At 73.2% G+C, this 22,555-nt stretch carries 18 protein-coding genes and 1 pseudogene; 9 read left to right on the forward strand and 10 right to left on the reverse strand.

Going from position 1 to position 22,555, the window contains the following annotated elements; genetic code table 11:
- Positions 1-16: 16 nt before the first annotated feature.
- Positions 17-334, forward strand: coding sequence for an ArsR/SmtB family transcription factor (locus ABD371_RS21840; RefSeq protein ID WP_190122938.1), 318 nt, complete (start codon positions 17-19; stop codon positions 332-334).
- A 22-nt stretch (positions 335-356) separates the two neighbouring features.
- Here ABD371_RS21840 and asnB read toward each other — a convergent pair whose 3' ends face one another.
- Genes asnB through ABD371_RS21855 form a run of 3 tightly spaced genes read right to left on the reverse strand, consistent with a single transcriptional unit; the run spans position 357 to position 5,283 of the window.
- A complete protein-coding gene (asnB, locus tag ABD371_RS21845) occupies positions 357-2,198 on the reverse strand; it encodes an asparagine synthase (glutamine-hydrolyzing) (protein ID WP_344479373.1) in 1,842 nt (613 codons plus the stop codon).
- A gap of 12 nt (positions 2,199-2,210) precedes the next feature.
- Positions 2,211-3,656 carry a phenylacetate--CoA ligase family protein gene (locus ABD371_RS21850; protein WP_344479375.1) on the reverse strand — a complete coding sequence of 482 codons (1,446 nt, stop codon included), beginning with the start codon at positions 3,654-3,656 and terminating at the stop codon, positions 2,211-2,213.
- Complete coding sequence (locus ABD371_RS21855) at positions 3,640-5,283, reverse strand: HAL/PAL/TAL family ammonia-lyase (protein WP_344479377.1); 1,644 nt, start codon at positions 5,281-5,283, stop codon at positions 3,640-3,642. Before ABD371_RS21855 ends, ABD371_RS21850 begins: the two co-directional genes overlap by 17 nt.
- 266 nt (positions 5,284-5,549) lie before the next feature.
- Between ABD371_RS21855 and ABD371_RS21860 the strand changes: the two genes are divergently transcribed.
- Positions 5,550-5,945, forward strand: a complete 396-nt coding sequence (locus tag ABD371_RS21860) for a hypothetical protein (protein ID WP_344479379.1) — start codon at positions 5,550-5,552, stop codon at positions 5,943-5,945.
- 64 nt (positions 5,946-6,009) lie between these two features.
- Here the strand turns inward: ABD371_RS21860 and ABD371_RS21865 are convergent, their stop codons facing one another.
- Entirely contained in the window at positions 6,010-7,104 is a 1,095-nt protein-coding gene (locus tag ABD371_RS21865; protein ID WP_344479381.1) for a GDSL-type esterase/lipase family protein, read from the reverse strand.
- Positions 7,101-8,573: an MFS transporter gene (locus ABD371_RS21870; RefSeq protein ID WP_344479383.1), complete on the reverse strand. Its 1,473-nt coding sequence runs from the start codon at positions 8,571-8,573 to the stop codon at positions 7,101-7,103. The genes ABD371_RS21865 and ABD371_RS21870 overlap by 4 nt, the downstream gene beginning before the upstream one ends.
- A 201-nt stretch (positions 8,574-8,774) precedes the next feature.
- Here ABD371_RS21870 and ABD371_RS21875 point away from each other — a divergent pair, with 201 nt between their 5' ends.
- Together ABD371_RS21875 and ABD371_RS21880 are read left to right on the forward strand one after the other, a co-directional pair.
- Complete coding sequence (locus ABD371_RS21875) at positions 8,775-9,974, forward strand: acyltransferase family protein (RefSeq protein ID WP_344479385.1); 1,200 nt, start codon at positions 8,775-8,777, stop codon at positions 9,972-9,974.
- Positions 9,971-11,254 carry a cytochrome P450 gene (locus ABD371_RS21880; protein WP_344479387.1) on the forward strand — a complete coding sequence of 428 codons (1,284 nt, stop codon included), beginning with the start codon at positions 9,971-9,973 and terminating at the stop codon, positions 11,252-11,254. The genes ABD371_RS21875 and ABD371_RS21880 overlap by 4 nt, the downstream gene beginning before the upstream one ends.
- 108 nt (positions 11,255-11,362) lie before the next feature.
- On the opposite strand, the gene ABD371_RS21885 is transcribed toward ABD371_RS21880, so the two are convergent.
- Together ABD371_RS21885 and ABD371_RS21890 are read right to left on the reverse strand one after the other, a co-directional pair.
- Entirely contained in the window at positions 11,363-12,202 is an 840-nt protein-coding gene (locus ABD371_RS21885) for a methyltransferase domain-containing protein (protein ID WP_344479389.1), read from the reverse strand.
- A gap of 82 nt (positions 12,203-12,284) precedes the next feature.
- Positions 12,285-13,115 (reverse strand): cyclase family protein, encoded by an 831-nt coding sequence (locus ABD371_RS21890; protein ID WP_344479391.1) that lies wholly within the window; start codon positions 13,113-13,115, stop codon positions 12,285-12,287.
- 123 nt (positions 13,116-13,238) lie between these two features.
- On the opposite strand from ABD371_RS21890, the gene ABD371_RS21895 reads away from it, so the two are divergent.
- On the forward strand, positions 13,239-13,733 hold the full coding sequence (locus tag ABD371_RS21895; protein ID WP_190122945.1) for a MarR family winged helix-turn-helix transcriptional regulator: 495 nt from the start codon (positions 13,239-13,241) through the stop codon (positions 13,731-13,733).
- 15 nt (positions 13,734-13,748) lie between these two features.
- Here ABD371_RS21895 and ABD371_RS21900 read toward each other — a convergent pair whose 3' ends face one another.
- Both ABD371_RS21900 and ABD371_RS21905 read right to left on the reverse strand, forming a co-directional pair.
- The gene (locus ABD371_RS21900; RefSeq protein WP_344479393.1) at positions 13,749-14,984 is read right to left on the reverse strand and encodes a serine hydrolase domain-containing protein; all 1,236 of its coding nucleotides are present in this window, start codon (positions 14,982-14,984) and stop codon (positions 13,749-13,751) included.
- Between the two features lie 115 nt (positions 14,985-15,099).
- Positions 15,100-16,065 carry an LLM class F420-dependent oxidoreductase gene (locus ABD371_RS21905; RefSeq protein ID WP_344479395.1) on the reverse strand — a complete coding sequence of 322 codons (966 nt, stop codon included), beginning with the start codon at positions 16,063-16,065 and terminating at the stop codon, positions 15,100-15,102.
- Positions 16,066-16,530: 465 nt separating this feature from the next.
- On the opposite strand from ABD371_RS21905, the gene ABD371_RS21910 reads away from it, so the two are divergent.
- Together ABD371_RS21910 and ABD371_RS21915 are read left to right on the forward strand one after the other, a co-directional pair.
- Positions 16,531-18,354: a serine/threonine-protein kinase gene (locus ABD371_RS21910; protein WP_344479397.1), complete on the forward strand. Its 1,824-nt coding sequence runs from the start codon at positions 16,531-16,533 to the stop codon at positions 18,352-18,354.
- Positions 18,351-19,067: a hypothetical protein gene (locus ABD371_RS21915; RefSeq protein ID WP_344479398.1), complete on the forward strand. Its 717-nt coding sequence runs from the start codon at positions 18,351-18,353 to the stop codon at positions 19,065-19,067. Before ABD371_RS21910 ends, ABD371_RS21915 begins: the two co-directional genes overlap by 4 nt.
- 14 nt (positions 19,068-19,081) lie before the next feature.
- Here the strand turns inward: ABD371_RS21915 and ABD371_RS21920 are convergent.
- A pseudogene (locus ABD371_RS21920) lies at positions 19,082-19,564 on the reverse strand (transporter substrate-binding domain-containing protein); the annotation flags it as partial.
- Between the two features lie 93 nt (positions 19,565-19,657).
- On the opposite strand from ABD371_RS21920, the gene ABD371_RS21925 reads away from it, so the two are divergent.
- Positions 19,658-20,074 (forward strand): hypothetical protein, encoded by a 417-nt coding sequence (locus ABD371_RS21925; protein ID WP_344479400.1) that lies wholly within the window; start codon positions 19,658-19,660, stop codon positions 20,072-20,074.
- Positions 20,075-20,200: 126 nt separating this feature from the next.
- A complete protein-coding gene (gene secD / locus ABD371_RS21930; RefSeq protein WP_344479401.1) occupies positions 20,201-22,516 on the forward strand; it encodes a protein translocase subunit SecD in 2,316 nt (771 codons plus the stop codon).
- Positions 22,517-22,555 lie beyond the last annotated feature (39 nt).

Genomic DNA, 22,555 nt, shown 5'->3' on the forward strand with positions numbered 1-22,555 from the left:
GAGGAGAGCCGGTCGTATGCGCACGCTCACCCATCCCGGACGGTCCGACATCGAACTCACCGCCGTCTTCCACGCGTTGAGCGATCCGACCCGGCTCGCGATCGTCCGCGGGCTGGTGGGGATCGAGGAGCGGTCCTGCGGAGCCCTCGGCATCCCCCTCTCCAAGTCGACGCTCTCCCACCATCTGAAGGTGCTCCGGGACGCGGGGGTCACCCACACCCGGATCGAGGGGACCCACCGCTACATGTCGCTGCGCCGCGAGGACCTCGACGCCCGCTTCCCCGGGCTGCTCGATGTGGCGCTGGCCGACGACCCCGCCCGTACCGGCGGCTGAACAGCGGCCGGCCGGGGGCGGTTCACAGCACCACCCGGACTCCGTACTCGGTCAGCCAGTCGTTGAGCTGGAGGGCGCGCGGCAGGATCGGCGGCGGGGTGAAGTCACCGTTGACCCACTGCCGGCCCCGCACCATGGCGCGCAGGGCGTCCGCGTCGAGGAGTTCCATCGCGGGTGCGCCGGGGTCGCTGATCATGTCGGACACCGCCTCGCGCACGGACCGCAGATACTCGGGGCTCTGGCCGACGGGGAAGCCGCTCTTCGGGCGGTGGACGACCGCCGCGGGCAGCACGTCCTCGACCGCGGCGCGGAGCAGCCCCTTCTCCCGGCCGCCGAGGCTCTTGAGCCGCCAGGGGACGTTCCACACGTACTCGATCAGCCGGTGGTCGCAGTAGGGGACGCGGACCTCCAGTCCGTGGACCATGCTCATCCGGTCCTTGCGGTCGAGGAGGAAGGGGAGGAAGCGGGTGTGCTGGAGGTAGTAGACCTCGCGCATCCTGCGGTCGGTCCCGCTCTCGCCGTCGAGGCGGGGCACTTCGCCGAGCGCCTCCCGGTAGCGCCGTTCGAGCCGTTCATGGAGGTCGAGACGGCCGCGCAGCGCGGGCGAGAGCACGGCATTGCGGTCGCGGACCCCCGCCGACCAGGGGAATCCGCCGGAGGGCCGTTCCGCCTCCTGGGCGAACCACGGATAGCCGCCGAAGGCGTCGTCGGCGCCCTCCCCGGAGAGCGCGACGGTCAGATGTCCGCGTACCTCGCGGAAGAGCAGATGGAGTGAGACATCCAGGTCGCCCACGCCCGGGTAGTCCCTGGCCCTCAGGGCGACGCCGGACTCGGCGAGCAGGGCGGTGGGCTCGACCAGTACCTCCTGGTGCTTGGTGCCGACGTGGTCGACGACGGCTCGTACATAGGGAGCGTCGCGGGAGACGTGCAGGGCGTCGGCGGCGAAGTCGTCCTCGCCGCCCGCGAAGTCGACGGAGTAGGTGGCCAGCGGGCCGCCCCCGCCGGCGGTCAGGGCTGCCGCGCCGAGCGCGGTGATGGCGCTGGAGTCGATGCCGCCGGAGAGCAGGGCCCCCAGCGGCACATCGGCGAGGGTCTGTTCGGCGACGATCCCCTCCAGCAGGGAGCGGACGGTGGCGACGGTGGTTTCGGGGTCGTCCTGATGGGGTGCGCTGACCAGCCGCCAGTAGCGGTACGAGGTGCTCCCGCCGCGCCCGAAGCTGAGCAGATGGCCCGGGCGGACCTCGCGCAGGGTGCGGTAGACGGCGTCGCCGGGGCGTTTGGCGGCGACGGTGAAGACGTCGGTGAGCCCCTCGGCGTCGACCTCGGGCTCGACCAGGCCGCTGGCGAAGAGCGCCTTGGGTTCGGAGCCGAAGACGACTCCGCTGTCGTGCTCGGCGTAGTAGAGGGGTTTGACGCCGAGCGGATCGCGGCCGAGGTGGAGGGTCTGCCGCTCGATGTCCCACAGGGCGTACGCGAACATCCCGGCGAAGCGGGTGACGGCCTCGGGCCCCCACTGGCGGTGGGCGGCGAGGAGGACCTCGGTGTCGGACGCGGTACGGAAGCGGTGTCCCCTGGCGCGGAGTTCGGCGCGCAGCTCCCGGTGGTTGTGGATCTCCCCGCTGAAGGAGACGACCAGGAGCGGGCGGCCGTCGTCCTCGCCGAGCGCGGCCATCGGCTGGGCTCCGCCCCCGGGGTCGGTGACGGCGAGCCTGCGGTGTCCGAGGCCGATACGGGGCGCGGTCCACACACCCGCGTCGTCCGGGCCCCGGCGGGCGAGGGTTTGGGCCATCGCGGTGACGGTGGCGGTGGCGGTCCCGCGGGTCAGATCGCGTTCCCAGTCGAGCCACCCTGCTATGCCGCACATACGGGCATCTCCTCAGCTGTCGGTGGTGGAGGGGGCGTAGGCGGCGAGGGTCTCCTCGACGACGCCCCGGATGGGGGCGGGCAGCCGGTCCCAGTTGCGTTCGTCGCCGAGGTCGAGCACCCGGGAGAGCTTCCAGCCGAGGTACTGGCCGAGCGAGGCGAGCGGCGGGAGCTTCTCCACCGGGCGCAGCGCCAGTTCACGGCCGGGGAAGAGGGCGGCGAGGCGGGCGGTGACCGCCTCGGTCCAGTGCCGGTCGGCCGGGCCCGTGGTGGTGACCAGGCAGAGGATCGTACGGTCGCGGACGACCAGCATGTAGTTGAGGATCAGAGGGGCATCGGGTGTCCGGGGGCCGTCGGCCCAGAGCGCGGACTCCACGTCGTTCTGCCGGATGCCGCTGCCTTCCAGGGTGATGAGGTCCTGGGAGCGGCCGAGGGTCCGCAGCAGAGGGGTGGCGACTCCGCAGGGGCAGTCGGCTCCGGCGATCTCGACGAGGTCGCCGGTGCGGTAGCGGAGGAGGGGCCGGGCGAGGACGTCCAGGGTGGTGACGATGAGTTCGCCCCGGTCGGGGCGGCCGTCGACGGGGCGTGCTCCGGTGTCGTCGGCGATCTCCAGGGCGTAGCTCTGGGTCTGGAGGTGGAGGCCCCGGTGTTCGCAGGTGACGGCGGTGGTGCCGGTCTCGGACGAGCCGTAGGCGGCGACATGGGCCCTGGCCCCGGTGAGGCGTTCGAGGTGGCGGACGAAGGCGGGGCCGGTCTGTTCGGCCATCAGGAGGAGGGTGTCGAAGGCGGGGGGCGGTTCGCCGTTGCGGTGGGCGAACTGGATCATTTCCAGCAGCCGGGAGGGCGGGCCGACGAAGACGTTGACCTTCAGTTCGCGGATGAGTCTGAGTACGCGGGTGTAGTCGCCGGTGATGTTGTCGACCCAGGGCCGGAGCGACATCACTTGAAGGTATTCGAGGACTTTCTCGAATTGGTAGGCGGCGGGGGCGAAGGGCGCGTTGATGAGGATGAGGGCGCGGTCGGCCGGGGAGAGGATACGGGCCCACAGTTCGCCTATGTTGATGGTGTTGGCGACGAGATCGTCCAGGGCCTTGGGGGCGGCGACGGGGTTTCCGGTGGTGCCGGAGGACTCGTAGTAGTGCAGGAATTCGGAGAGTTCTCTGGTGAAGGCCTGGTGTCCGCTGTCGCTGAGGGCCGTCTTGGGGAGGAGGGGCAGCCGGGCGAGGATGTCGCCGATGGCCCGTTCGGGTGCGGTCCGTTCGGCCAGGGCGAGGAGTTCGGGTCGGAGGGTGTCCTCGTAGAGGGCGGACCGGGTGGCGGCCCGGAGGGTGGCGGTGAATTTCCGTCCCCGGTGGGCCTGGTCGGTGGAGCCGGCGTGGGTCTTGCGGACGAGGGCGGTGTGGTCGCGGATCACCTCGGCCAGCTCCCGACCGGCCTCGGTGTCACGGAGCAGCAGCATCGGTGTCCCTCTCGGCCGGGGAGCCCGCCGCGCGGGCGAGGCTTCCGTCGGAAATGAGGCGGGCGACGGCCGCGATGTCGTGGTCCATCCGGCGGTCGCGGTCGGTGAAGGGCACATGGGAGCGGATCAGCGCGTGGACGCTCCGGGTGCGCGGGGCGGCCCGGTCCGGTCCGCGCAGATCGAGGGCCTGGGCCCCGGCGATGAGGGCGATGGCGGCGACCTGGCCGGTGAGTTCGCCGACGGTCCTGGCGTCCCGGGCGGCGGCGGTGGCCATGCTGACCTTGTCCTGGTTGTGCGCCTCGGTGGAGCGGGAGAAGAGGGTGGCGGGCAGGGCGGTCTTGAGGGCTTCGGCGGTCACGGCGGACGCGGCGATCTGCATGCCCTTGAAGCCGTGGTGGAGTCCGGTCTCCCGGGCGAGCGCGGACGGTACGAGGTTGGCGGGGAGCCCGCCGCTGAACTTGGGGTCGACGATCAGGGCGAGCTGGCGGTCGAGGAGGTCGGCGACGTTGGCGGTGGCGGTCTTGAGGCTGTCCATGGCCTGGCCGACATGGCCCGCGTAGAAGTTCCCGCCGTGGTGGGGGCGGCCCTCGGCGGTGTCGAAGAGGGGGTTGTCGGTGGAGGCGTTGACCTCGGTGGTGAGCCAGGGGCCGATCCAGGCGAGAGTGTCGCGCAGGACTCCGACGACCTGGGGCGCGCAGCGCACCGAGTAGTGGTCCTGGATGCGGCGGTCCAGTTCGCGGTGGTCGCCGCCCTCCAGCGCGCCGATGGCGTCGAGGATCTTCTCGTACGTGGTGGAGAGGCGGGATCCGGCGAGGAGGCGGCGCAGCTCGGCGGCGGTGGCGAGCTGTCCCGGGTGGGGTTTGGCGCGGTGGAGGAAGGCGTCGAAGTGGGAGGCGTTGCCGAGGAGGGCTTCGCTGACGAAGGCGGTGGCGATCTCTGCGGCGGTCGCGAGCCGGCCGGCGTCGTGCGCGGCGAGCACGGCGAAGGCGGTGGTGAACGCGGTGCCGTTGATGAGGGCGAGGCCTTCTTTGGCCTCCAGGGTGACCGGGGTGATGCCGGCCTCGCGGTGGGCCTCGGCGACGGGGAGGACGCGTTTACCGACCTCGGCCTCGCCCTCGCCGATGAGGGCGGCGGCGATGTAGCAGAGCGGTACGAGGTCGCCGCTCGCGCCGAGGGAGCCGCGTTCGGGGACGAGGGGGAGGATGTCCGCGTCGAGGTGGTCCAGCAGCCGTTCGATCACCTGGGGGCGGATGCCGGAGTTGCCCCGGGCGAGGCAGTTGGCGCGGATGAGCAGGGTGGCGCGGACCACGTCGGCGGGGGCGTTGGGGCCGACGCCGTTGAGGTGGTAGCGGATCAGATGGTGCTGGAGCCGCGCGGCGCGTTCGGGGCTGATCTGCTGGGTGACGCTGTCGCCGAAGCCGGTGGTGACTCCGTAGATCGGCTTCCGTTCGGCCGTGAGGCGCTCACGCAGTCGCGCGCTGTTTTGGGCGGCGGCGGCAGCGGCGGGGTGGAGTACGGCCCGGGCCGTGGGCTCGTGCGGGGCGGGACGGGCCAGGCGCACCACGTCGCGCAGGGTCAGCGATTTCCCGTCGAGTTCGACGCGGGCAGGAGTGGTCCATGTGTTCACCTTCGGGACTCCAAAGGAATGAGGACATTGCCTGTGCGCCTCAATCCTTTTCCATCGGAAGCCGATTTTCTTCTGCCGGTGGACCTGGTTGTTCCAGGTCTTGGGGCCTGGAACAACCAGGTCCACCGGAGTGGCGGAGGCCTGTCCACATTCCCGTGACGATCCCGAAACACGATTTTCTCGAACGGGACCGTTGATGGCGGGAGTTGAGCGGACGTACGCTCGCCCGGACCGGAATTGGCCCGGAAAGGAGAAGCAGGTCGCTCGTGTCCGAATCCGATGAGATCCGTGATGATGTCCACAAGGCTCTTGACGCTTTTCTCGACGCCCTCAACAGCCGGTCCGTGCCCGACTGGGCGCGGACGCTGCACTATCCGCATCTGCGGGTCAGCGACGGCGAGGTCACCGTCTGGGAGACCGAGGAGGAGTATGCCGAGCGCTCGGAGCCCGAGGTGGCGCGGCTGCTCGCGAGCGGCTGGGACCGCAGCGGCTGGGAGAGCGTGGAGCTGATCCAGCGTTCCGCCGATCAGGTCCACGCGCAAGTGCGGTTCGCCCGTTACGACCGGGAGGGAGTGTCGCTGGGGTCGTTCGAGTCGCTGTATGTGCTGACCCGGCGGGAGGGGCGCTGGGGGGTGCTGGCGAGGATCGCCTTCGCGGTCTGAACGGCCCTCGCCCACGCGCCCGGCGGCCCCGCCGGCCGGCCTCACCGGCGGGGCCGTGGGCCGGTCAGCCCCGGCGGGGCGGCGGGATCGCGTCGAGCGCCGCGCCGATGCGTTCGGCGAGGACGTGCTCGCCGGACGCGGAGGGGTGGAGCCCGTCGGCGTAGAGCGCGGGGGCCTCGGCGACCGGGGCGAGTTCGAGCCCGTCCACCAGGTGCAGATCGCGGTCGCCCAGCCGCTGGAGCACGCGTACCGCCTCCGCCGTGATCTCGCGGGTGTCCTGCAGGGTCAGCCCGGCGCTGTTGACGCTCCGCTCGCGGTCGGGCGAGGAGAGCGGGGTGATGACGGCGACGGGCGTGCCCGGGTGGCCCTCGCGGACGGTGTCGAGGAAGCCGCAGACCGCCGGGCCCCAGCTCCGGGCGGTGAACGCGCCCCGGATGTAGACGTTGATGCCCAGTTCGAGGCTGATCAGCTCCGCCGGGGCGTCCCTGATCGTGCGGGCGAGGGCCGGGTCGAGATACGCCTCTCCCGCGAGGCCCAGGTTCCGCAGCCGCCAGCCCCGCTCCGCCGCGACCAGCGCGGGCCAGGTCTCGGAGGGGCCGGCGGCGAACATGCAGTGGGTCAGGGAGCTGCCGTACGCCACCCAGCGGGGCCCGGTGCGGTCCGCCGCCGTCAGCGAGCGGTGGCCGCCGAAGGAGACCGCGCCCAGCCGGGTGACGCCCAGGTGCGGCAGCCACACCTCGACCTCGGCGGGCCGGCCTCCCGCCGCCGGGGGCGGCAGCGGGAAGGAGACCCGGTGTCCGCCGGGGCCGCCGGCCCAGCGGTGGACGAGGACGCCGTCGGCCCTGATGTCCAGCGGTGCGCCGCCGGGTTCGGTCTCCACCTCCAGGGTGATCTCGGTGGCGTCGGTGCGGACGGCGAACCGGATCCCGGCGGCGGTCCGGGCGACCCGGGTCAGGGCCGGTGACATCGCGGTGGCCAGCCGCTCCGGGGGGACGCGCAGCGGCAGCGGGCCGCCGGGGCCCGCGCTCCAGCCGCTGACGCCGTCCCAGGAGAGCCGCGGATCGCCGGGGGCGAGGCGCTCCGGAGCCGGTCCGGTCCGGGTGCCGGTGGCCGTGTCCGCCCTCTCGTGCGGCGGCCGGGCGCGGGTGGGGCCGGTCATGCGCGCCCGCTCTCCAGCGGTGTGTCACGGCCCGCCGTGTCCGGCTCGCCGACGGCGGCGTCCTGGCCCCGGGATGTCGCCGGGCCGAGGCCCAGCGCGGCGGCCAGCGCTCCGACGAGGGAGAAGAGACCGACGGCGAGGAAGGCGTAGTGGTACGAGTCGAGTTCACCGGCGGTGCCGGCGGAGGCCAGCACCGCGGCGGCGACCGCGACGCCGAGACCGCCGCCGAGCTGGAGCGCCGACTGGATCAGGGAGGTCGCCAGGCCCTGCTGGGCGTCGGCGACCCCGCCGACCCCCGCGATGTTGAAGCTGGGGAAGCTCAGGCCGTTGCCGACGCCGTGGATGACGAGGGCTGGCAGCAGCACCGCCGCGTAGCCGCTGTTCTCCCCGGCGCGCAGGAAGAGCAGGATGCCGAGCCCCTGGAGCAGCAGCCCGAGGACGGCGGGCAGGCGCAGCCCCCAGCGGTCGATGACGCGCGGGGTGATGTTCACGGTGAGGAGGATCGCGGCGGCCATCGGCACGATCGCGAGCCCGGCCCCGAGCGCGTTGTAGCCCAGCACCTGCTGGAGGTAGAGCAGGGCGACGAACTGCCAGCCGATGGTGGCGCAGGCCCAGGTCAGCCCGACGACATTGGCCGTGGACAGGGTGCGGGAGCGGAAGATGGAGAGCTGGACCAGCGGTTCGCGGCGGCGGCTCTCGACGAGGACGAAGCCGATGAGCAGCAGCACGGAGGCGACCAGGGAAAGCACGGTCGCGGGCGAGCCCCAGCCCACCTCGGGGGCGCGGGTGAGCGCGAAGACCAGCAGCAGCGCGCCGCCGGTCGCGGTGAGCGCCCCGAGGGCGTCGAAGCCCGGGCGGTCGCCGGTGCGGGGCCGGTCGGGGGCGACCGCGTACCGGACAGTGGCGAAGACCAGGGCGGCGATGACGAACGGGACGAGGAAGGTGAGCCGCCAGCTCAGCTCGGTGAGCACACCGGAGAGGACGAGGCCCGCCGCGTAACCGCTCGCGCCGGTCAGCGAGAAGATGCCGACCGCGCGGTTGCGCTCGGGGCCCTCCTTGAAGGTGGTGGTGATGATCGACAGGGCGGCGGGGGCGATGAACGCCGCCGCGATCCCCTTGACGACCCGGCTGACGATCAGCAGGGTCCCGTCCGAGACGAATACGCCGGCCAGGCTGGCCACGGCGAAGACCGCGGTGGCCCAGAAGAACATCCGGCGTCTGCCGAAGAGGTCGGCGGCCCGGCCGCCGAGCAGCAGAAAGCCTCCGTACGCCACCGCGTAGCCGGAGATGAGCCACTGGAGCTCCTCGCCGCTCAGCCCCAGATCGTCCTTCAGCTCGGGCAGGGCCACGCCCATCAGCGAGACGTCCATGGAGTCCAGGAACAGCTGCGCGCAGAGCACCAGGAGGGCGAGTCCCTTACGGGCGCCCGGAGTTCGCCCCGAGCGCGGGGCCGATCGTGGATCCGACATCGTTCGCCGCCATTCGATCCGTCAGACATCCGTCTGCTCACCAGTGATGTGCCCTGAAAGTAGCAGCGAAATCATCTGGCAGCAAACAATCTTGCGGTAAACACAAAGCCTCCGGCCTTGCGGAGGGGCCACCCCGGCCCTACTCTTCGATTGTTTTCGAACAATAAAAGTTGACCGGTTCCCACGTCCGGGAGCACACCCATGCCTCTGTCCGAAAACCGGCCGCGCCTGCCCTCCCTCACCGGGCTGCGCTTCATCGCCGTCCTCCCCGTCTTCGCCTTCCACGCCTCCCTCGAATCGCCGTTCGCCGACCGCGGCCTCGACGCGGCGTACGCGGGGCTGGTGGCGAACGCGGGGTGGCTGGGCGTCAGCTTCTTCTTCGTCCTGAGCGGATTCGTCCTCACCTGGTCCGCCCGCCCCGGGGACACGGCGGTCCGCTTCTGGCGCCGCCGGGCGGCGAAGGTCTACCCCCTGCACCTGCTCACCTGGGCCGCCGCGCTGGCCCTCCTCGCCTGGGCGGGCACTCCGGCGACCGCCGGCCAGGCCGTCCCCAATCTGCTGCTCGTCCACACCTGGGTGCCCGACCGGGCCGTCTTCTCCAGCCTCAACGACGTGAGCTGGTCGCTCTCCTGCGAGGTGTTCTTCTATCTCGCCTTCCCCCTCCTCATCGGCGCGGTACGGCGGATCCCGCCCGGACGGCTCCGGCTCTGGACGGCCGGCACGACCCTGGCCGTACCCGCGCTGCCCCTCCTCTCCGAGCTGCTGCCGGCCGGCGAGGCGCTGCCCTTCGGCTCCGGATCCGTCGCGCAGTTCTGGCTGGTGTACGTCCTCCCGGTGGGCCGGGCCCTGGAGTTCGGCCTCGGCATCCTGCTGGCCCGGACGGTCCTCGCCGGCCGCGCCGCCCTCCCCGGCGGCGTCCCCGCCGCGCTGGTCCTGCTCGCCGCCGGGTACGCGCTCTCGCTGCGGCTGCCCTTCCTGTACGGGCTGACCAGCGCCACCGTCGTACCGATCGGACTGCTCGTGGCGGCGGTCGCCCGCCGGGACTCCGAGGGCCGGGGCTCCTTCCTGGCCCGCCCGGCCCTGGTCCGCCCGGGCGAGTGGTCGTTCGCCTTCTACCTCGTCCACCGGCTGCTGCTCCAGCACGGCCACCGGCTGCTCGGCGAGGGCCGGACCTGGTCCGCCCCCGCCGCCGCCGGGCTGCTGGCGGCGGCCCTCGCCCTCGCCCTGCTGATCTCCTGGGCGCTGCACACCCTGGTCGAGCGGCCCGCGATGCGGCTGCTGGCGGGGTCCCGCGCCCCCGCGCCGCCCGGGCCGCCGGAGCGGCTGACCGGCACCACCCCCGCGCAGGCCCGGGCGGCCGTCCGGGCCGTCCCCGACACCGGAGAGGCAGCCACCCGATGACAGACCCGACCCCGAGCCCGACCTCTACCTCTACCTCTGCCCCTGCCCCTGCCCCTGCCCCTGCCCCTGCCCCTGCCCCGAGCCCGACTCTGCCGCAGTACCCCTTCCCCGTCGGCCCGTTCGCCGAGCCCCCCGAGGAGTACGCCGCGCTGCGCGCCCAGTGCCCCATAAGCCGTGTCCGGCTGCCCAGCGGGGACAGCGCGCTGCTGGTCACCGGGTACGACGAGGTGGTGGCCGCCATGGCGGACCGCAGACTCTCCCGGGCCGCGCTGCGCGAGCCGGGCGCGGTGCGCACGGTGAAGGGCGAGGACTTCTCCGACAACCCGTACAACCTCCTCAACCAGGAGGGCGCGGAGCACGCCCGGCTGCGCCGGCTGATCGCCCCCGCCTTCACCCCGCGCAAGGCGGAGAAGTGGCGGGCCAGGGTCGAGGAGATCGCCCATGAGCTGATCGACCGGCTGGAGGCCGGGCCGCGCCCCGCCGACCTCCACCACGACTTCGCCGCCGTACTGCCCGTCTGGGTGATCTGCGAGATGGTCGGGGCCCCCGTCGAGGACCGGGACCGGCTGCACCGCTGGACCGAGGCCCTCGTCAGCATCACCGCCCACTCCCCCGAGGAACGGCTGGCCGCCCGCGAGGAGTCGGCCGCCTATGTCGCCGGACTCATCGCCGAGCGGCGGAGGAACCCGAGCGACGACCTGCTCAGCACCCTGATCGCCGCCCGCGACGACGACAACGACCGGCTCGGCGAGCGCGAGCTGGTCTGGCTCGGCATCAATCTGCTGGTGGCCGGGCACGACACCACCGTCGGAGCCGTGGTGCGCTCGCTCTACCAGCTGCTGCGCCACCCCGGGCAGTGGCGGCTGCTGACCGAGGACCCGGAGCTGGTGACCGCCGCCACCGAGGAACTGCTGCGCTACGCACCGCCGTCGGAGATCGGTTTCCTGCGGATCGCGACCGAGGAGCTGGAGATCGCCGGCACCCGGATCGCCCCCGGCGAGGGCGTCATCCCGGTGATGCACGCCGCCGGCCGCGACACCCGCCATGTCGGCCGGCCCGAGGAGCTGGACATCACCCGCTCCGACGCGGTGCATGTGGCGTTCGGCCACGGCACCCACTACTGCCCCGGCGCGGGGGTGGCCCGGATGGAGCTGCAGGTGGCGTTCGGCGTGCTGGCGCGGCGGCTGCCCACGCTGCGGCTCGCCGTGCCTCCCGAGGAGGTGCGATGGCTCGGCGGACTGCTCACCCTGCGGCCGGAGAGCCTGCCCGTCACCTGGTGACCCGGCCCTCCTCCCCCGTACCTCCCATGTCGCCCGTACCCCGCCGCTGAGCGCGCGGAAGAGCGCCGTACCAGCCCCGACCGGCCGGTACGGCGCTCTTCCGCGCGCTCAGACCGGGCCGTCCTTGACGCCCCAGGCCGTGAACACGGCCAGCGACAGATCGTGGAAGGCCGGGTCGGTCAGCTCCGCGTAGGCCGCCTCGAAGTCCTCGTCCGAGGCGAGGCCGGCGGCGACCACCGCCGCCCTGGACTGCTCCAGGGTCAGCCGCCACCACAGGGCCTCGTCGTCGCCGCCCGTGATCCGCTGGAGGCGGGCGTCATGGCCGATGCCGGTCAGCCCCTTGCCCTCGAACGGCACCGGGAGGGCGCGCGCCCACTCCGTGTCCGTGCCCACCGCGCTCTCCAGATTCTCGCGGAAGGCCCGCATCACCTTGCGGTACGCAGGGTGCGGGGAGTCCTTGACCGGGAAGAACGCGGGCTCCTCCACGACCAGCACCCCGCCGGGGGCGAGCCACTGGGCCATCCGGGCCAGCGCCTTCTCCGGGTCGGGCAGATGGATCACCACATACCGGGCGTGGATGAAGTCGAAGGAACCCGGCGGGAAGTCCTCGGTGTAGACGTCGTGGCGCAGCACCCGCACCCCGTCGTCGGCGAGTTCGTCGAGAAAGGCCGTGTCCAGATCGGTGACGGTCACCCGGGCCCCGCGCCCGGCGAGCCAGCGGGCGACCGAGCCGCCGCCCCCGCCGACCTCCAGCACCCGGTGCCCCTCCCTCAGCCCGAGGCCCTCGAAGCGGGCCCGGGTGTGGTGGTCGAGTACGGACTCCAGCAGCTTCAGCCGCTCCCGCTCGGTGGAGACGGCGTGGCTGAAGACGCCGTCCCGGTAGCGCTCCCGCTTCCACTCCCCGCGGTCGTCGGTCGCGGCGGCGTCTGCGGTGGGGGATGTGCTCATGAGCCGGCCTCCCTGGCCTCGGACGGTACGAACGGGCGAGCGTGTACGGGGTGCGGGGTACGGGGGCGCACGGGTGCGCGGGTCACAGGAACGCCAGCACCCGGGCGGGTCCGCCGGTCCCCCCGGTGTGGCGGGGGGCTCCGACGACGACGACGGCCCCGGCGTCGGGGACGGTGTCCAGCCCCGCCAGGCACTCGATGCCGTACTTCCCGGCGGGCAGCAGCACCCGGTGCGTATAGGGGTCGGCGGGGCGCGAACCGGGGTCCAGGCTGGGCGAGTCGACGCCCACGCCCACCACCGAGCGCTCCTCGACGAGAAAGGCGGCGGCCTCCACCGAGATCCCGGGGAAGCGGTAGATGCCGTCCTTCTCGTCGAAGTTGAGGAAGGCTCCCGGGGTGTCGATACGGGCGGCCCAGCCGCTGTCCACGGCGAGCACGGCCCGGTCGGGTATCCGGCCGTTGCGGCTCTCCCAGCGGAGCAGGTCGTCCACGGTCAGCTCGGTGACATGGTCACGGGCCGCGCGCTCGGCGACCCGGACGACCGCGAGCGGCGCGATCAGCGATTCCGCCGGGATCCGCTCGACGGAGAGGCCGTCGTCGTCGAAGTGGCGGGGGGCGTCGACATGAGTGCCGATGTGTTCGTTGTAGGTGAGTTCCAGGGCGTTGTACTCGTGTTCGGCGATGTTCGCCAGCGGCTTGATCTCCATCGGGCGCACATAGAGGTCGAACACGGGCCAGTCGGGGCCGACGACATGGGTGAGGTCACGGACCGTGCCGCCGGGGATCCGCACCCGCGTGCCGCCGTGCGGCGCTGTCTCCGCCGTCTTCGTTGTCTCGGCCGGGGCGGCCGGGACGGCCGGACCGCGCTCCGGCCGCGACGGACCCGAAGCGGCGACGGTCTGTGGGTTGCACATGGAGAACCTTCCGTTCCGTCGGCTTCCGGGAACCGACGTTAGACTGAGGAAAAACGTTCTGGAGAGAGACGATCTGGACAAGCCGGGTGATCCGCCGTCCATGACCCCGTACGAGGAGCAGCCATGACCGTCACCCAGCCTTCCCGCCGTACCTCGCCCAGCAGGCAGCAGACGGGGTCCGGGCGGGAGCAGTATTTCTCCAAACTGGCCCAGGAACGACCGGATATCGCGCTGTGCCGGGCGACCACGCTGGTGGCGCGGGCGATCGACGAGGAGCTGTCCGGCCATCGGCTCACGGTGGCGCAGCATCTGGTGCTGAAGATGCTGAAGGACGTGGGCCCCAGCTCCCAGCAGGAGCTGAGTGAGCAGCTGCGCATCGACCGCAGTGTGATGGTGGGCTGTATCGACGGCCTGGAGGATTCGGGGCTGGTCCGGCGGGAGCGGCACCCCCGGGACCGCCGGGCGTACGCGGTGACGCTGACCGCGGAGGCCGGCCCGGCGCTGGACGAGGCGGAGAGCGGGGTGCCGGCCCTGCTGGACCGCGCGTTCGAGGCGCTGACGCCCGCCGAGCGCAGGACCCTGACCCGGCTGGTGGGCAAGATCCTCGACGTGGGCTAGGGAGTGCCTCGCGGATCAGTCGACGAGCGCCTGATTGACGAGCTGCCTCAGCCGTCCGTGCAGCGGATGGGCGCTGGAGGGCATCAGCTGGGTGAAGAAGAGCACGGTGAGCTTCTCCACCGGGTCGACCCAGAAGACCGTTCCGGCCGCGCTGTGCCATCCGTACTCCCCCTGGCTCGCGAGGACTCCGGCCCGCGCCGGATCGTCGACGACGGCGAATCCGAGGCCGAAGCCCACTCCGGCCGTCGGCATCTCCGAGAAGACGGGGCGGCCGACGCTCTGGAGGTCGGCCCCGCCGGGGAGATGGTTGCGCAGCATGTGCCGTACGGTGCGCGGGCCGAGGACGCGGACGCCTTCGTGGCTCCCCTCGCCCAGCAGCATCTGGGAGAAGCGGTGGTAGTCGGCGAGGGTCGTCACCAGGCCCGCGCTGCCCGAGAGCGCGGCGGGCCGGTGGAGCGCCGCGGCTCCGAGTGCGTCGGCGCGGACCGCCTTTCCGTCGGCCGGGTTCACCGTGTAGAAGGCGGCGAGCCGGTCGGCCTTCTCCGGCGGCACCTGGAATCCGGTGTCGTGCATGCCGAGGGGTTCCAGGATCCGCCGGGCGAAGAACTCCGCCAGGCTCTGCCCCGAGACGACCTCGATGAGCCGGCCCAGGACATCGCTGGAGACTCCGTAGTTCCAGGCGGTGCCGGGTTCGAAGAGGAGCGGGAAGGAGGCCCACTGCTCACAGCAGGCGGCGAGGTCGAGGCCGGGCGGGGTGGCCCATTCGTAGCCGTTCCTGGTGTAGATCTCGTCCACGGGGTGGGCCCGGTGGAAGCCGTAGGTCAGTCCTGAGGTGTGGCTGAGCAGATGGCGCACTCTGATCGGTTCGGCGGCGGCGGTGGTGACCGGGCGGTCCACCGGGCCGTGCCGATAGACCCGGACCCCGGCGAAGGCGGGGAGATGGCGGTCGATCGGGTCCTGAAGCCCTATCAGTCCTTCCTCCACGAGGATCATGGCGGCGACCGAGGTGATGGGTTTGGTCATCGACCAGGCCCGGTAGAGGGTGTCGCCCTCGGCGGGCAGGCCGTTCTCGACGTCCCGTGCTCCGTACTCGGCGAGATGCGCGACCCGGCCGTGCCGGGTGATCGCGAGCTGCCAGCCGGGCAGTCGTCCGTCGTCCACATAGGCGGCCAGGGCCCGGTCGAGCCGGCGCAGCCGGTCCGCGCCGAGCCCCGCGTCCGCCGGGTCCACCTCGATTTTGAGCCGGGACACATCGCCTCCTGGTGAGCCTGGAACGGCCATAACTTCAAAGGTTCGCGAGTAATAGAACTATAGAATCGGGAGAGTGTGCCGACAAGGCCGCCGGCAACCGGCAGTTGGCCGGCGCTCAGTCCAGCGGCGCGAGGGCCCGCAGCGCGGCGAGCATCGCGTCCGGGCCCGCGCCGAATTCCGGTGCGGGCACCACCGCCAGCAGGGGTGTGGTCACTCCGGCCCCGGCATAGCGGGCCACGTGCTCGCGGCACCGCTCGGGGCTGCCGTGGACGAGGAGTTCGTCGACCAGCGCGTCGGGCACCGCCTCGCACGCCCCCCGGTGGTCGCCCGCCGCCCAGGCGCGGCGGGAGGCCGCCAGTTCCTCGCCGCGCCCCAGCCAGGAGTGGAAGGCCGAGTAGGTACGGGCGTTGAGGATCGGGCCGAGGAGCGCGCGGCCCCGGGCCCGGGCGTGGCCGACGTCCCGGGTGGGGCAGACGAAGATCCTGGCGACCACCTCCTTGCCCGCGCCCCCGGGGCCCATCGCCGCCAGCACCGGGCGCAGATCCCGTACCGCGAGGAAGTTGGTGACCAGCCCGTCGGCCTCGCGCGCGGCGAGCCGGAGCATCTGGGGGCGGAGCGCGCCGACGAGGACGGGCGGCGCGGGGTCGGGGCGGACGGCGGGCCGGTACTCCTCGATCGTGAAGGAGTCGAAGACCCCTCGTACCGGCTTTCCGGCCAGCGCCCGCTTCAGGAAGCGCACGGTGTCGCGGACCTGGCGGTAGGGGTGCTCGAAGGGGATGCCGTTGATCCGGGTGACGAAGGGCGGCCCCGAGGAGCCGACGCCCACGGCGACCCGCCCGGGCGCGGCCTCCGCCAGGGTCGCCACCGTCATCGCCAGCAGCGCCGGGCCCCGGGTCTGGACGGGCACCACGGCGGTCCCCAGCCGCAGGGAGGGGGACCAGGCGGCGGCGAGCGCGAGCGGGGTGAATCCGTCGCGGCCGGCCGCCTCGCCGGTCCAGACGTCGGTGTAGCCGAGGTCGGGGAGTTCCTCGACGACGCGCCGGTGCTCGGACAGCGGCACGGTGCTGAGCGGGATCGTCACTCCATGGCGTGTCACACGTCCCCCAAGGCTTCGATTGTTCTATGATTTTCGAATCATCTGGGACTCATCAAGCTAGGGCCGGGCCCGGACGCTGTCAACGCCCCGCCCGCATCACATGTCACGGCCATATGGGGGACATGCCGGAACATTTCCGGACCATGGGCCGTTGACCGTAGTGCGGCTACGGAGGGGACAGTGTCCCCGGGCCCTGCCCTTGGCCCCTGAACCTCAGGGAGCCCTCGCCGAGAGGCGACCGCCCTCCGTGTCCGCGCTTGCCGCCCCCGGCTGGTCATCCCCCCGTCCAGCCGGGGGCTTCCCTCTGCCCTTCGCCCTCTGTCCGAAACGCGCTCTGAAACGCTCTGGAGTCGGCGCGATCGCGTCTCCTGCCGGGGCACGCGGGTGGGCTACCTTGCGGCAGGCGTGTGGTGTCCGCCGTGTCTGTGGCCCAAGGCCCAAGGGGGCGGGATGAACACATGGGCGGTGCCCGGGTACACGGAGTCCGGGAAGGGGGAGCTGGGGTCCGGGGCGAGCGGGCGGGTGGTGCTCGCCGTCCACGACGGGACCGGCGTCCCGGTGGCGATCAAGTATCTGAGCGAGCGGCTGCGGACGAACCCCGTCTTCGTCCAGGGTTTCCGGAGCGAGGCCCGGCTGCTCGGAGAGCTGGCCTCCCCTCATGTGGTGGGTCTGTACGAGTATGTCGAAGGGCCGCACGGCGCGGCCATCGTGATGGAGCTGATCGAGGGCATCGCCCTGCGCGCACTGCTGCGGCAGGAGGGGGCGACCGGGCCCGAGGCGGCCCTCGCCGTGCTCAAGGGCTCCCTGCTGGGGCTGGCCGACGCGCACCGGGCCGGGGTGGTGCACCGCGACTACAAGCCGGAGAACGTCCTGATCGCGGCGGACGGCTCGTCCAGACTGGCCGATTTCGGCATCGCCGCCGGACTGGGCTCCGCGCCCGAGGTCGCGGGCACCCCCTCGTACATGGCCCCGGAGCAGTGGCAGGGGGAGCCCGTCTCCCCCTCGGCCGATGTGTACGCGGCGACGGTGACCTTCTACGAGTGCCTCACCGGCCGCAAACCCTTCACCGGGGAGAACATCGCCGAGCTGGCCCTTGAGCACATGAACGCGCCTGTGCCCGTCGAGGACGTCCCGGAGCCGGTGCGCGCCCTGGTCCTGCGGGGACTGGCGAAGTCGCCCCGGGAACGGGTGCGGAGCGCCGCGGTGTTCGTGGCGGAGCTGGAGCGGATCGCCCTGGCCGCCTACGGGCCGGACTGGGAGGAGCGGGGCAGACGCCGGCTCGCCGCGCTCGCCGCCCTGCTGCCGCTGCTGTTCCCGTCGGCCGGGGGCGAGCCGGCTTCCGCCACCGACCGGGCGGGCACCGTCTTCGGCCGTACGGCGGTGGCCGTCGGGGCGTGGCGGGCGCTGGGCGGCCGGCTGCACCCCCGCACCTGGACCGCTCTGCCGAGGAGGCTGCGGCTCGCGCTCTCCGCATCGGGGTCCCTGCTGGCCGCGCTGATCGTCGCGGTGCTGCTGTTCGGCCTGGTGGTGGCGGCGGAGCCGGACGGCGGACCCTCCCGTACCGACGCCCGGGCCCTCACCACCACCGGCGCGCGGCCGGACGGCGGGCCCGGACCGGAGCCCTCGCCCTCGGCCCCGGCGGCCTCCGGCTCCCGGCCGTCGGCCGGCCCCGCGAGCCCGCCCACGACCCCGGCCCCGGCCCCGGCCCCGTCGCGGAGCGCGGCGCACTCCTCCGGGTCCCGTACCCCCGGAACTCGCCCCTCCGCCTCCCGGACGCCACGGCCCGGGCCCGCCGTCCCCCCGGCGGAGAACGGCTCGCCCAAGCCCTCCTCCGCCGCCCCGGCCCCGTCCTCGTCCTCTCCCGGGACCGGACCCGGCACGGGTCCCACGGCGAGACCCACCGCGAGCGCCTCGGACTCGCCCTCCCCGACGCCGTCGGCCGCTCCCCCGGTACGGGTGAAGTCGGTGACCGTCTCCGATCTCCGGCGGACGCGGCGGGGCCCCGGGGCGACCGTGACGATCGAGGTGGTGACGGACGGGACGGGGCCGGTCAGCGTGCTCGTCAGCTGGTACACCGGTCGCATCGCGGGCGAACCGGGCACGCTGGACGGGACGGAGATCTTCGACCGGGGCGGCTCCCGGCGCTATGTCCTCACCCCCTCGCACCTCTTCGAGGGCGAGGGCTGCTATCTCGCGGTGCGGGCGGCCACCGACCCGCGCGCGGCCAACGGCAGCCCCTGGCAGCAGATCCCCCGGGGGTGCTCGGACCAGTGAGGGACCCACTCGACCGCGCCGCCGGAGAACCCGCCCCGGCCCCGGCCGACGACGACGGCTACCGCGCCACCGCGCTGGGCAGCCACTGGTTCGCCGGTCCGGACTCCGAAGCCGCCGCTCCGGAGAGTCCCGCCGCTCCCGCTCCCGCCCCCGCTCCGGTCCCGGCCGGTCCGGTCCCCCGCCCGAGGGAGGAGGGCGAGCTGCGCCGCTTCGGCCCCGGGGTGACCGCTTCCGCCCGGAGCCGGATCGTCGCCGATCCCGCGACGGCGGCAGCCGTCGCCGCCGGTGTGTGGCACGGCCCGCCCCGCCCCGGCCGGCTCCGCCGGCTGGTACGGCGGTACGCCCCGGCCGCCGTGGTGCTGGCGGTCGTGCTCGCGCTCCTGCTGTGGCAGCGCTACGGCCGGCCGATCGCCGTGGAGGCCGTGTCCGTCCGTGCCGTCGCGGCCTCGCTCGACTGCGGCGGCACGGCGGAGGTGGTGGCGGTGGTGGACACCAACGGACAGTCCGGCACCCTGGTGTACCGCTGGGTGCGCAGCGACGGCACCTCGTCGGGACGGCTGCGGCAGAAGCTGGCCCACGGCCAGGAGGAGGCGCGGCTGCGGCTGTTGTGGTCGTTCCAGGGCCCCGGGCGGTACCGGGCCGGGGCTGAGCTGCGCGTCGTCTCCCCCTCGGAGCACCGCTCCACCGCGCGTTTCGACTACCGCTGCGGCTGAGCCGGGCCCGCTCCTCAGCCGTCCGGCCCGCCGCCTTCCGGTGGCCGGGCGGCGGCGGCCGGGTTCAGCACCCGGTCGAGGAAGTCCCTCGTCCGCTCGTGCCTCGGGTCCCCCACGACCCGGGCGGCCGGCCCCTGTTCGACGACGACCCCGCCGTCCAGGAAGACGTTCCGGCTGTCCTTGAGCCAGCCCTGCACGACGGGGTGGTCGAGGACAACCCCGTCGACCTGTCCGGTGCGCAGTCCGTTCAGCACGGCGTCGGCGCTCTCGAAGGCGACGGGGTCGAAGCCCCGCGCCTTGGTGTAGCTCTCGCCGGTGGTCTCGGACTGGACGCCGAGTCTGGCCTCTCGGCTCCTGGCCTGGTCGAGTGAGGTGAGTCCGCTCTTCTTGGCGGTCAGCAGGGCCTGGGTGGCGTCGAAGTGGGGGACGGAGAAGTCGACGTTCTTCTTCCGCTCCTCGGTGATGGTCATTCCGGCGGCGGCGAGGTCGCACTCGCCGCCGCCCCCGCAACTCCGGCCGCCGCCGGGCCGCGCCCGCCGTCGCATAGGGTGGGGCGGAAGGGCGTGACCGGGACACAGGGGGGCGGGCGGATGCGACAGCGTGTGCGTCTGCTGGTCTCGACCTCCTTGCCGCCGCTGTTGCTGGGCGTGTGGGCGGTCTTCCTGGTGCTCGCGGGGTCCGCCCCCGCCGCCGCCACCGGAGCAGTCGCTTCCGCCTCTTCCGTGGCACCGGTCGTGCCCAACCGCACGGACGCTCCGTCACGGGCCGCGTCGCTGCGGGCCGAGGTGCGGCGGGCCCCCTCCGCCACCGTCCAGGAAGTGCTCCCGGCCGACCCGGGCAGCCGTCCGCCCCTGGTGTCCGAGACGCCCGGGGCCCCGGCCCCCTTCGCGTACGCCCCGCCGCCGGGCAGCCGTGAGTCGGCGGGGCCCCGGCAGGAGCGTGCGCCGCCCCGGCCCGTCCACGGCCCGAGGCACACCCGGGGACCGCCCTCCCCCACGAGCAGCTGAGGTCTCTTCGGCGTCCGCCGCCCGTCCCTGTGGCATGTCCACGGGCGCGCCGGCGCGCGATCGCCGCGTCCCTTACGTATCCGCGGCCGCCCCGACGGCGGTCCGCGTGCTGCCCGTGGAGTTGCCATGTCCTCTCGTGCCACGCTCTGGCGTGCGCTGTTCGCGCTCGTCGTCGTCGCGACATCCCTCTGGGTCACGCTGACCCAGCCGCCCCGGCTGGGGCTCGATCTGCGGGGTGGCACCCGTATCGTCCTGGAGACCCGGGACTCGCCCACCGTCCGCGCCGACGCGGCAGCGACCGACCGGACGATGGAGGTGCTGCGGCAGCGGGTCGACGCGCTCGGGGTCTCCGAACCGTCGCTGGCCCGCTCCGGTGAGCGCCGTATCGTCGTCGAACTGCCCGGGGTGCAGGATCCGCGCGAGGCCGCCGAGGCCATCGGGCGCACCGCGCAGCTCACCTTCCACGAGGTGCGGGAGGCGACGGCGGGGCCGGAGAAGGCCCCCGCGAAGGACGGCTCCCGGGTGCTGCCCGACCCCGATGTGCCGGGGAGTTTTCTGAGTCTCGCGCCGCCCGCGCTGACGGGCGAGGGCGTTAAGGACGCCGAGGCGGTCCTCGACAGCCAGAGCGGCCGGGGCTGGCTGGTCGATCTGTCCTTCCGGGGCGGCGGCAAGGAGTGGGCGCGGCTCACCGGCGAGGCGGCCTGCGCGGCGGTCGGGGACCCGGCGCGGCGGGTGGCGATCGTGCTGGACGACGCGATCGTCTCCGCGCCGGGCATGGAGTCCTCGGTGGCGTGCGGATCGGGCATCACCGGGGGATCGACGCAGATCACCGGCAGTTTCAGTGCGGCCGAGGCCCGCGATCTGGCGGCTCTGGTCAAGGGCGGCGCGCTGCCCGTGCCGGTGACGGCCGTCGAGCAGAGCGTGGTCGGTCCGACGCTGGGCGCGGACGCGATCCGGGCCAGCGCGATGGCCGCCGTGATCGGGCTGATCTGCACCGGGCTGTTCATCATCGCCGTCTACCGGCTGGTCGGAGCGCTCGCCACCCTCGCACTGGCGCTGTACGGGCTGATCTCGTACGCCGCGATCGTGGCGATGGGCGCGACGCTGACCCTGCCGGGACTCGCCGGCTTCGTGCTCGCGATCGGCATCGCGGTGGACGCCAACGTCCTCGTCTTCGAACGCGCGCGGGAGGAGTATCTCCTCGGCCCGTCCCGGACCGCGCTGCGGAAGAGCGAGCGCTCCGGCGATCTGCGGCGACCGCTGCGGATCGGTTTCGAGAAGGCGTGGAGCGCGGTCACCGACTCCCATGTGACGACGCTGATCGCGGCGGGGCTGCTCTTCGTCTTCGCGATCGGGCCGGTCAAGGGTTTCGGGGTGACCCTCGCCGTCGGCGTGCTGACCTCGCTGGTCTCGGCGATGGTGATCACCCGGCTGCTCGCCGACTGGGCGGTGGCCCGCACGGCGGTCCGGCGGCGGCCGGGGCTGACCGGACTGACCGAGAAGGGGCGCGTACGGAAGTGGCTGGAGCGCAAGCCGCCCCGGCTGATGCGGAACCGGCGGCGGTGGCTCGGGGTCTGTCTGGGGCTGCTGATGCTGGCGCTCGGCGGGATCGGGGTGCGCGGTCTGGAGTTCGGTGTGGAGTTCACCGGCGGACGGCAGGTGCTGTACGCGGCCGAGCGGCCGGTGGACGCCGACGCCGCCCGGGCGGCCGTGTCGGAGGCCGGGTTCCCGCGCGCCGTGGTCCAGACGACGGGCGACCGGGGCATCACCGTACGCACCGGTGAGCTGAGCAATCAGCAGCAGGAGGAGATCCGGGCCTCGCTCGGCGAGGTCGCCGGGAAGGTGACCGTGGAGCGGGACGAGAAGATCGGTCCGAGCCTCGGCGACGAGTTGCGCACCCATGCGCTGATCGCGCTGGCGGTGGCGGTCGCCGCGCAGCTCGTCTATCTCAGCGTGCGGTTCCGCTGGACCTTCGCCGCCGCCGCGGTCGCCGCGATGGTGCAGGACGTGCTGTTGGTGGTGGGCCTCTTCGCCTGGCTCGGCAAACCGGTCGACAGTGTGTTCCTCGCGGCGCTGCTGACGGTGGTCGGCTATTCGGTCAACGACACCGTCGTCGTCCTCGACCGACTGCGTGAGCTGCGGCGGGTGTCCCCGCGCGGCCAGTGGCCGGAGCTGGCGGACCGGGCGATCGCCCAGACCCTGCCCCGTACGGTGAACACGGGCATGGGCGCGCTCTTCGTGCTGATCGCGCTCGCGTTCCTCGGCGGGGACTCGCTGGCGGACTTCTCCGTCGCGCTCCTGGCGGGGGTGGTGGTGGGCATCGCCTCCACCGTCTTCACCGCGATGCCCCTGGCCGTGGGCCTCCAGCACCGCTGGCCCGACCGCCCCCGCACCCGGTCGGACCGCCCGCGCGACCGCAGCGGCTCGGGCGCGGTGGTCTAGGGTCCCGCCTTCGGCGGCGGGGGCCGTGCGTGCCCCCGC

Source organism: Streptomyces amakusaensis, from assembly GCF_039532665.1.
In the GTDB taxonomy this organism is placed as follows: Bacteria; Actinomycetota; Actinomycetes; order Streptomycetales; family Streptomycetaceae; genus Streptomyces; species Streptomyces amakusaensis.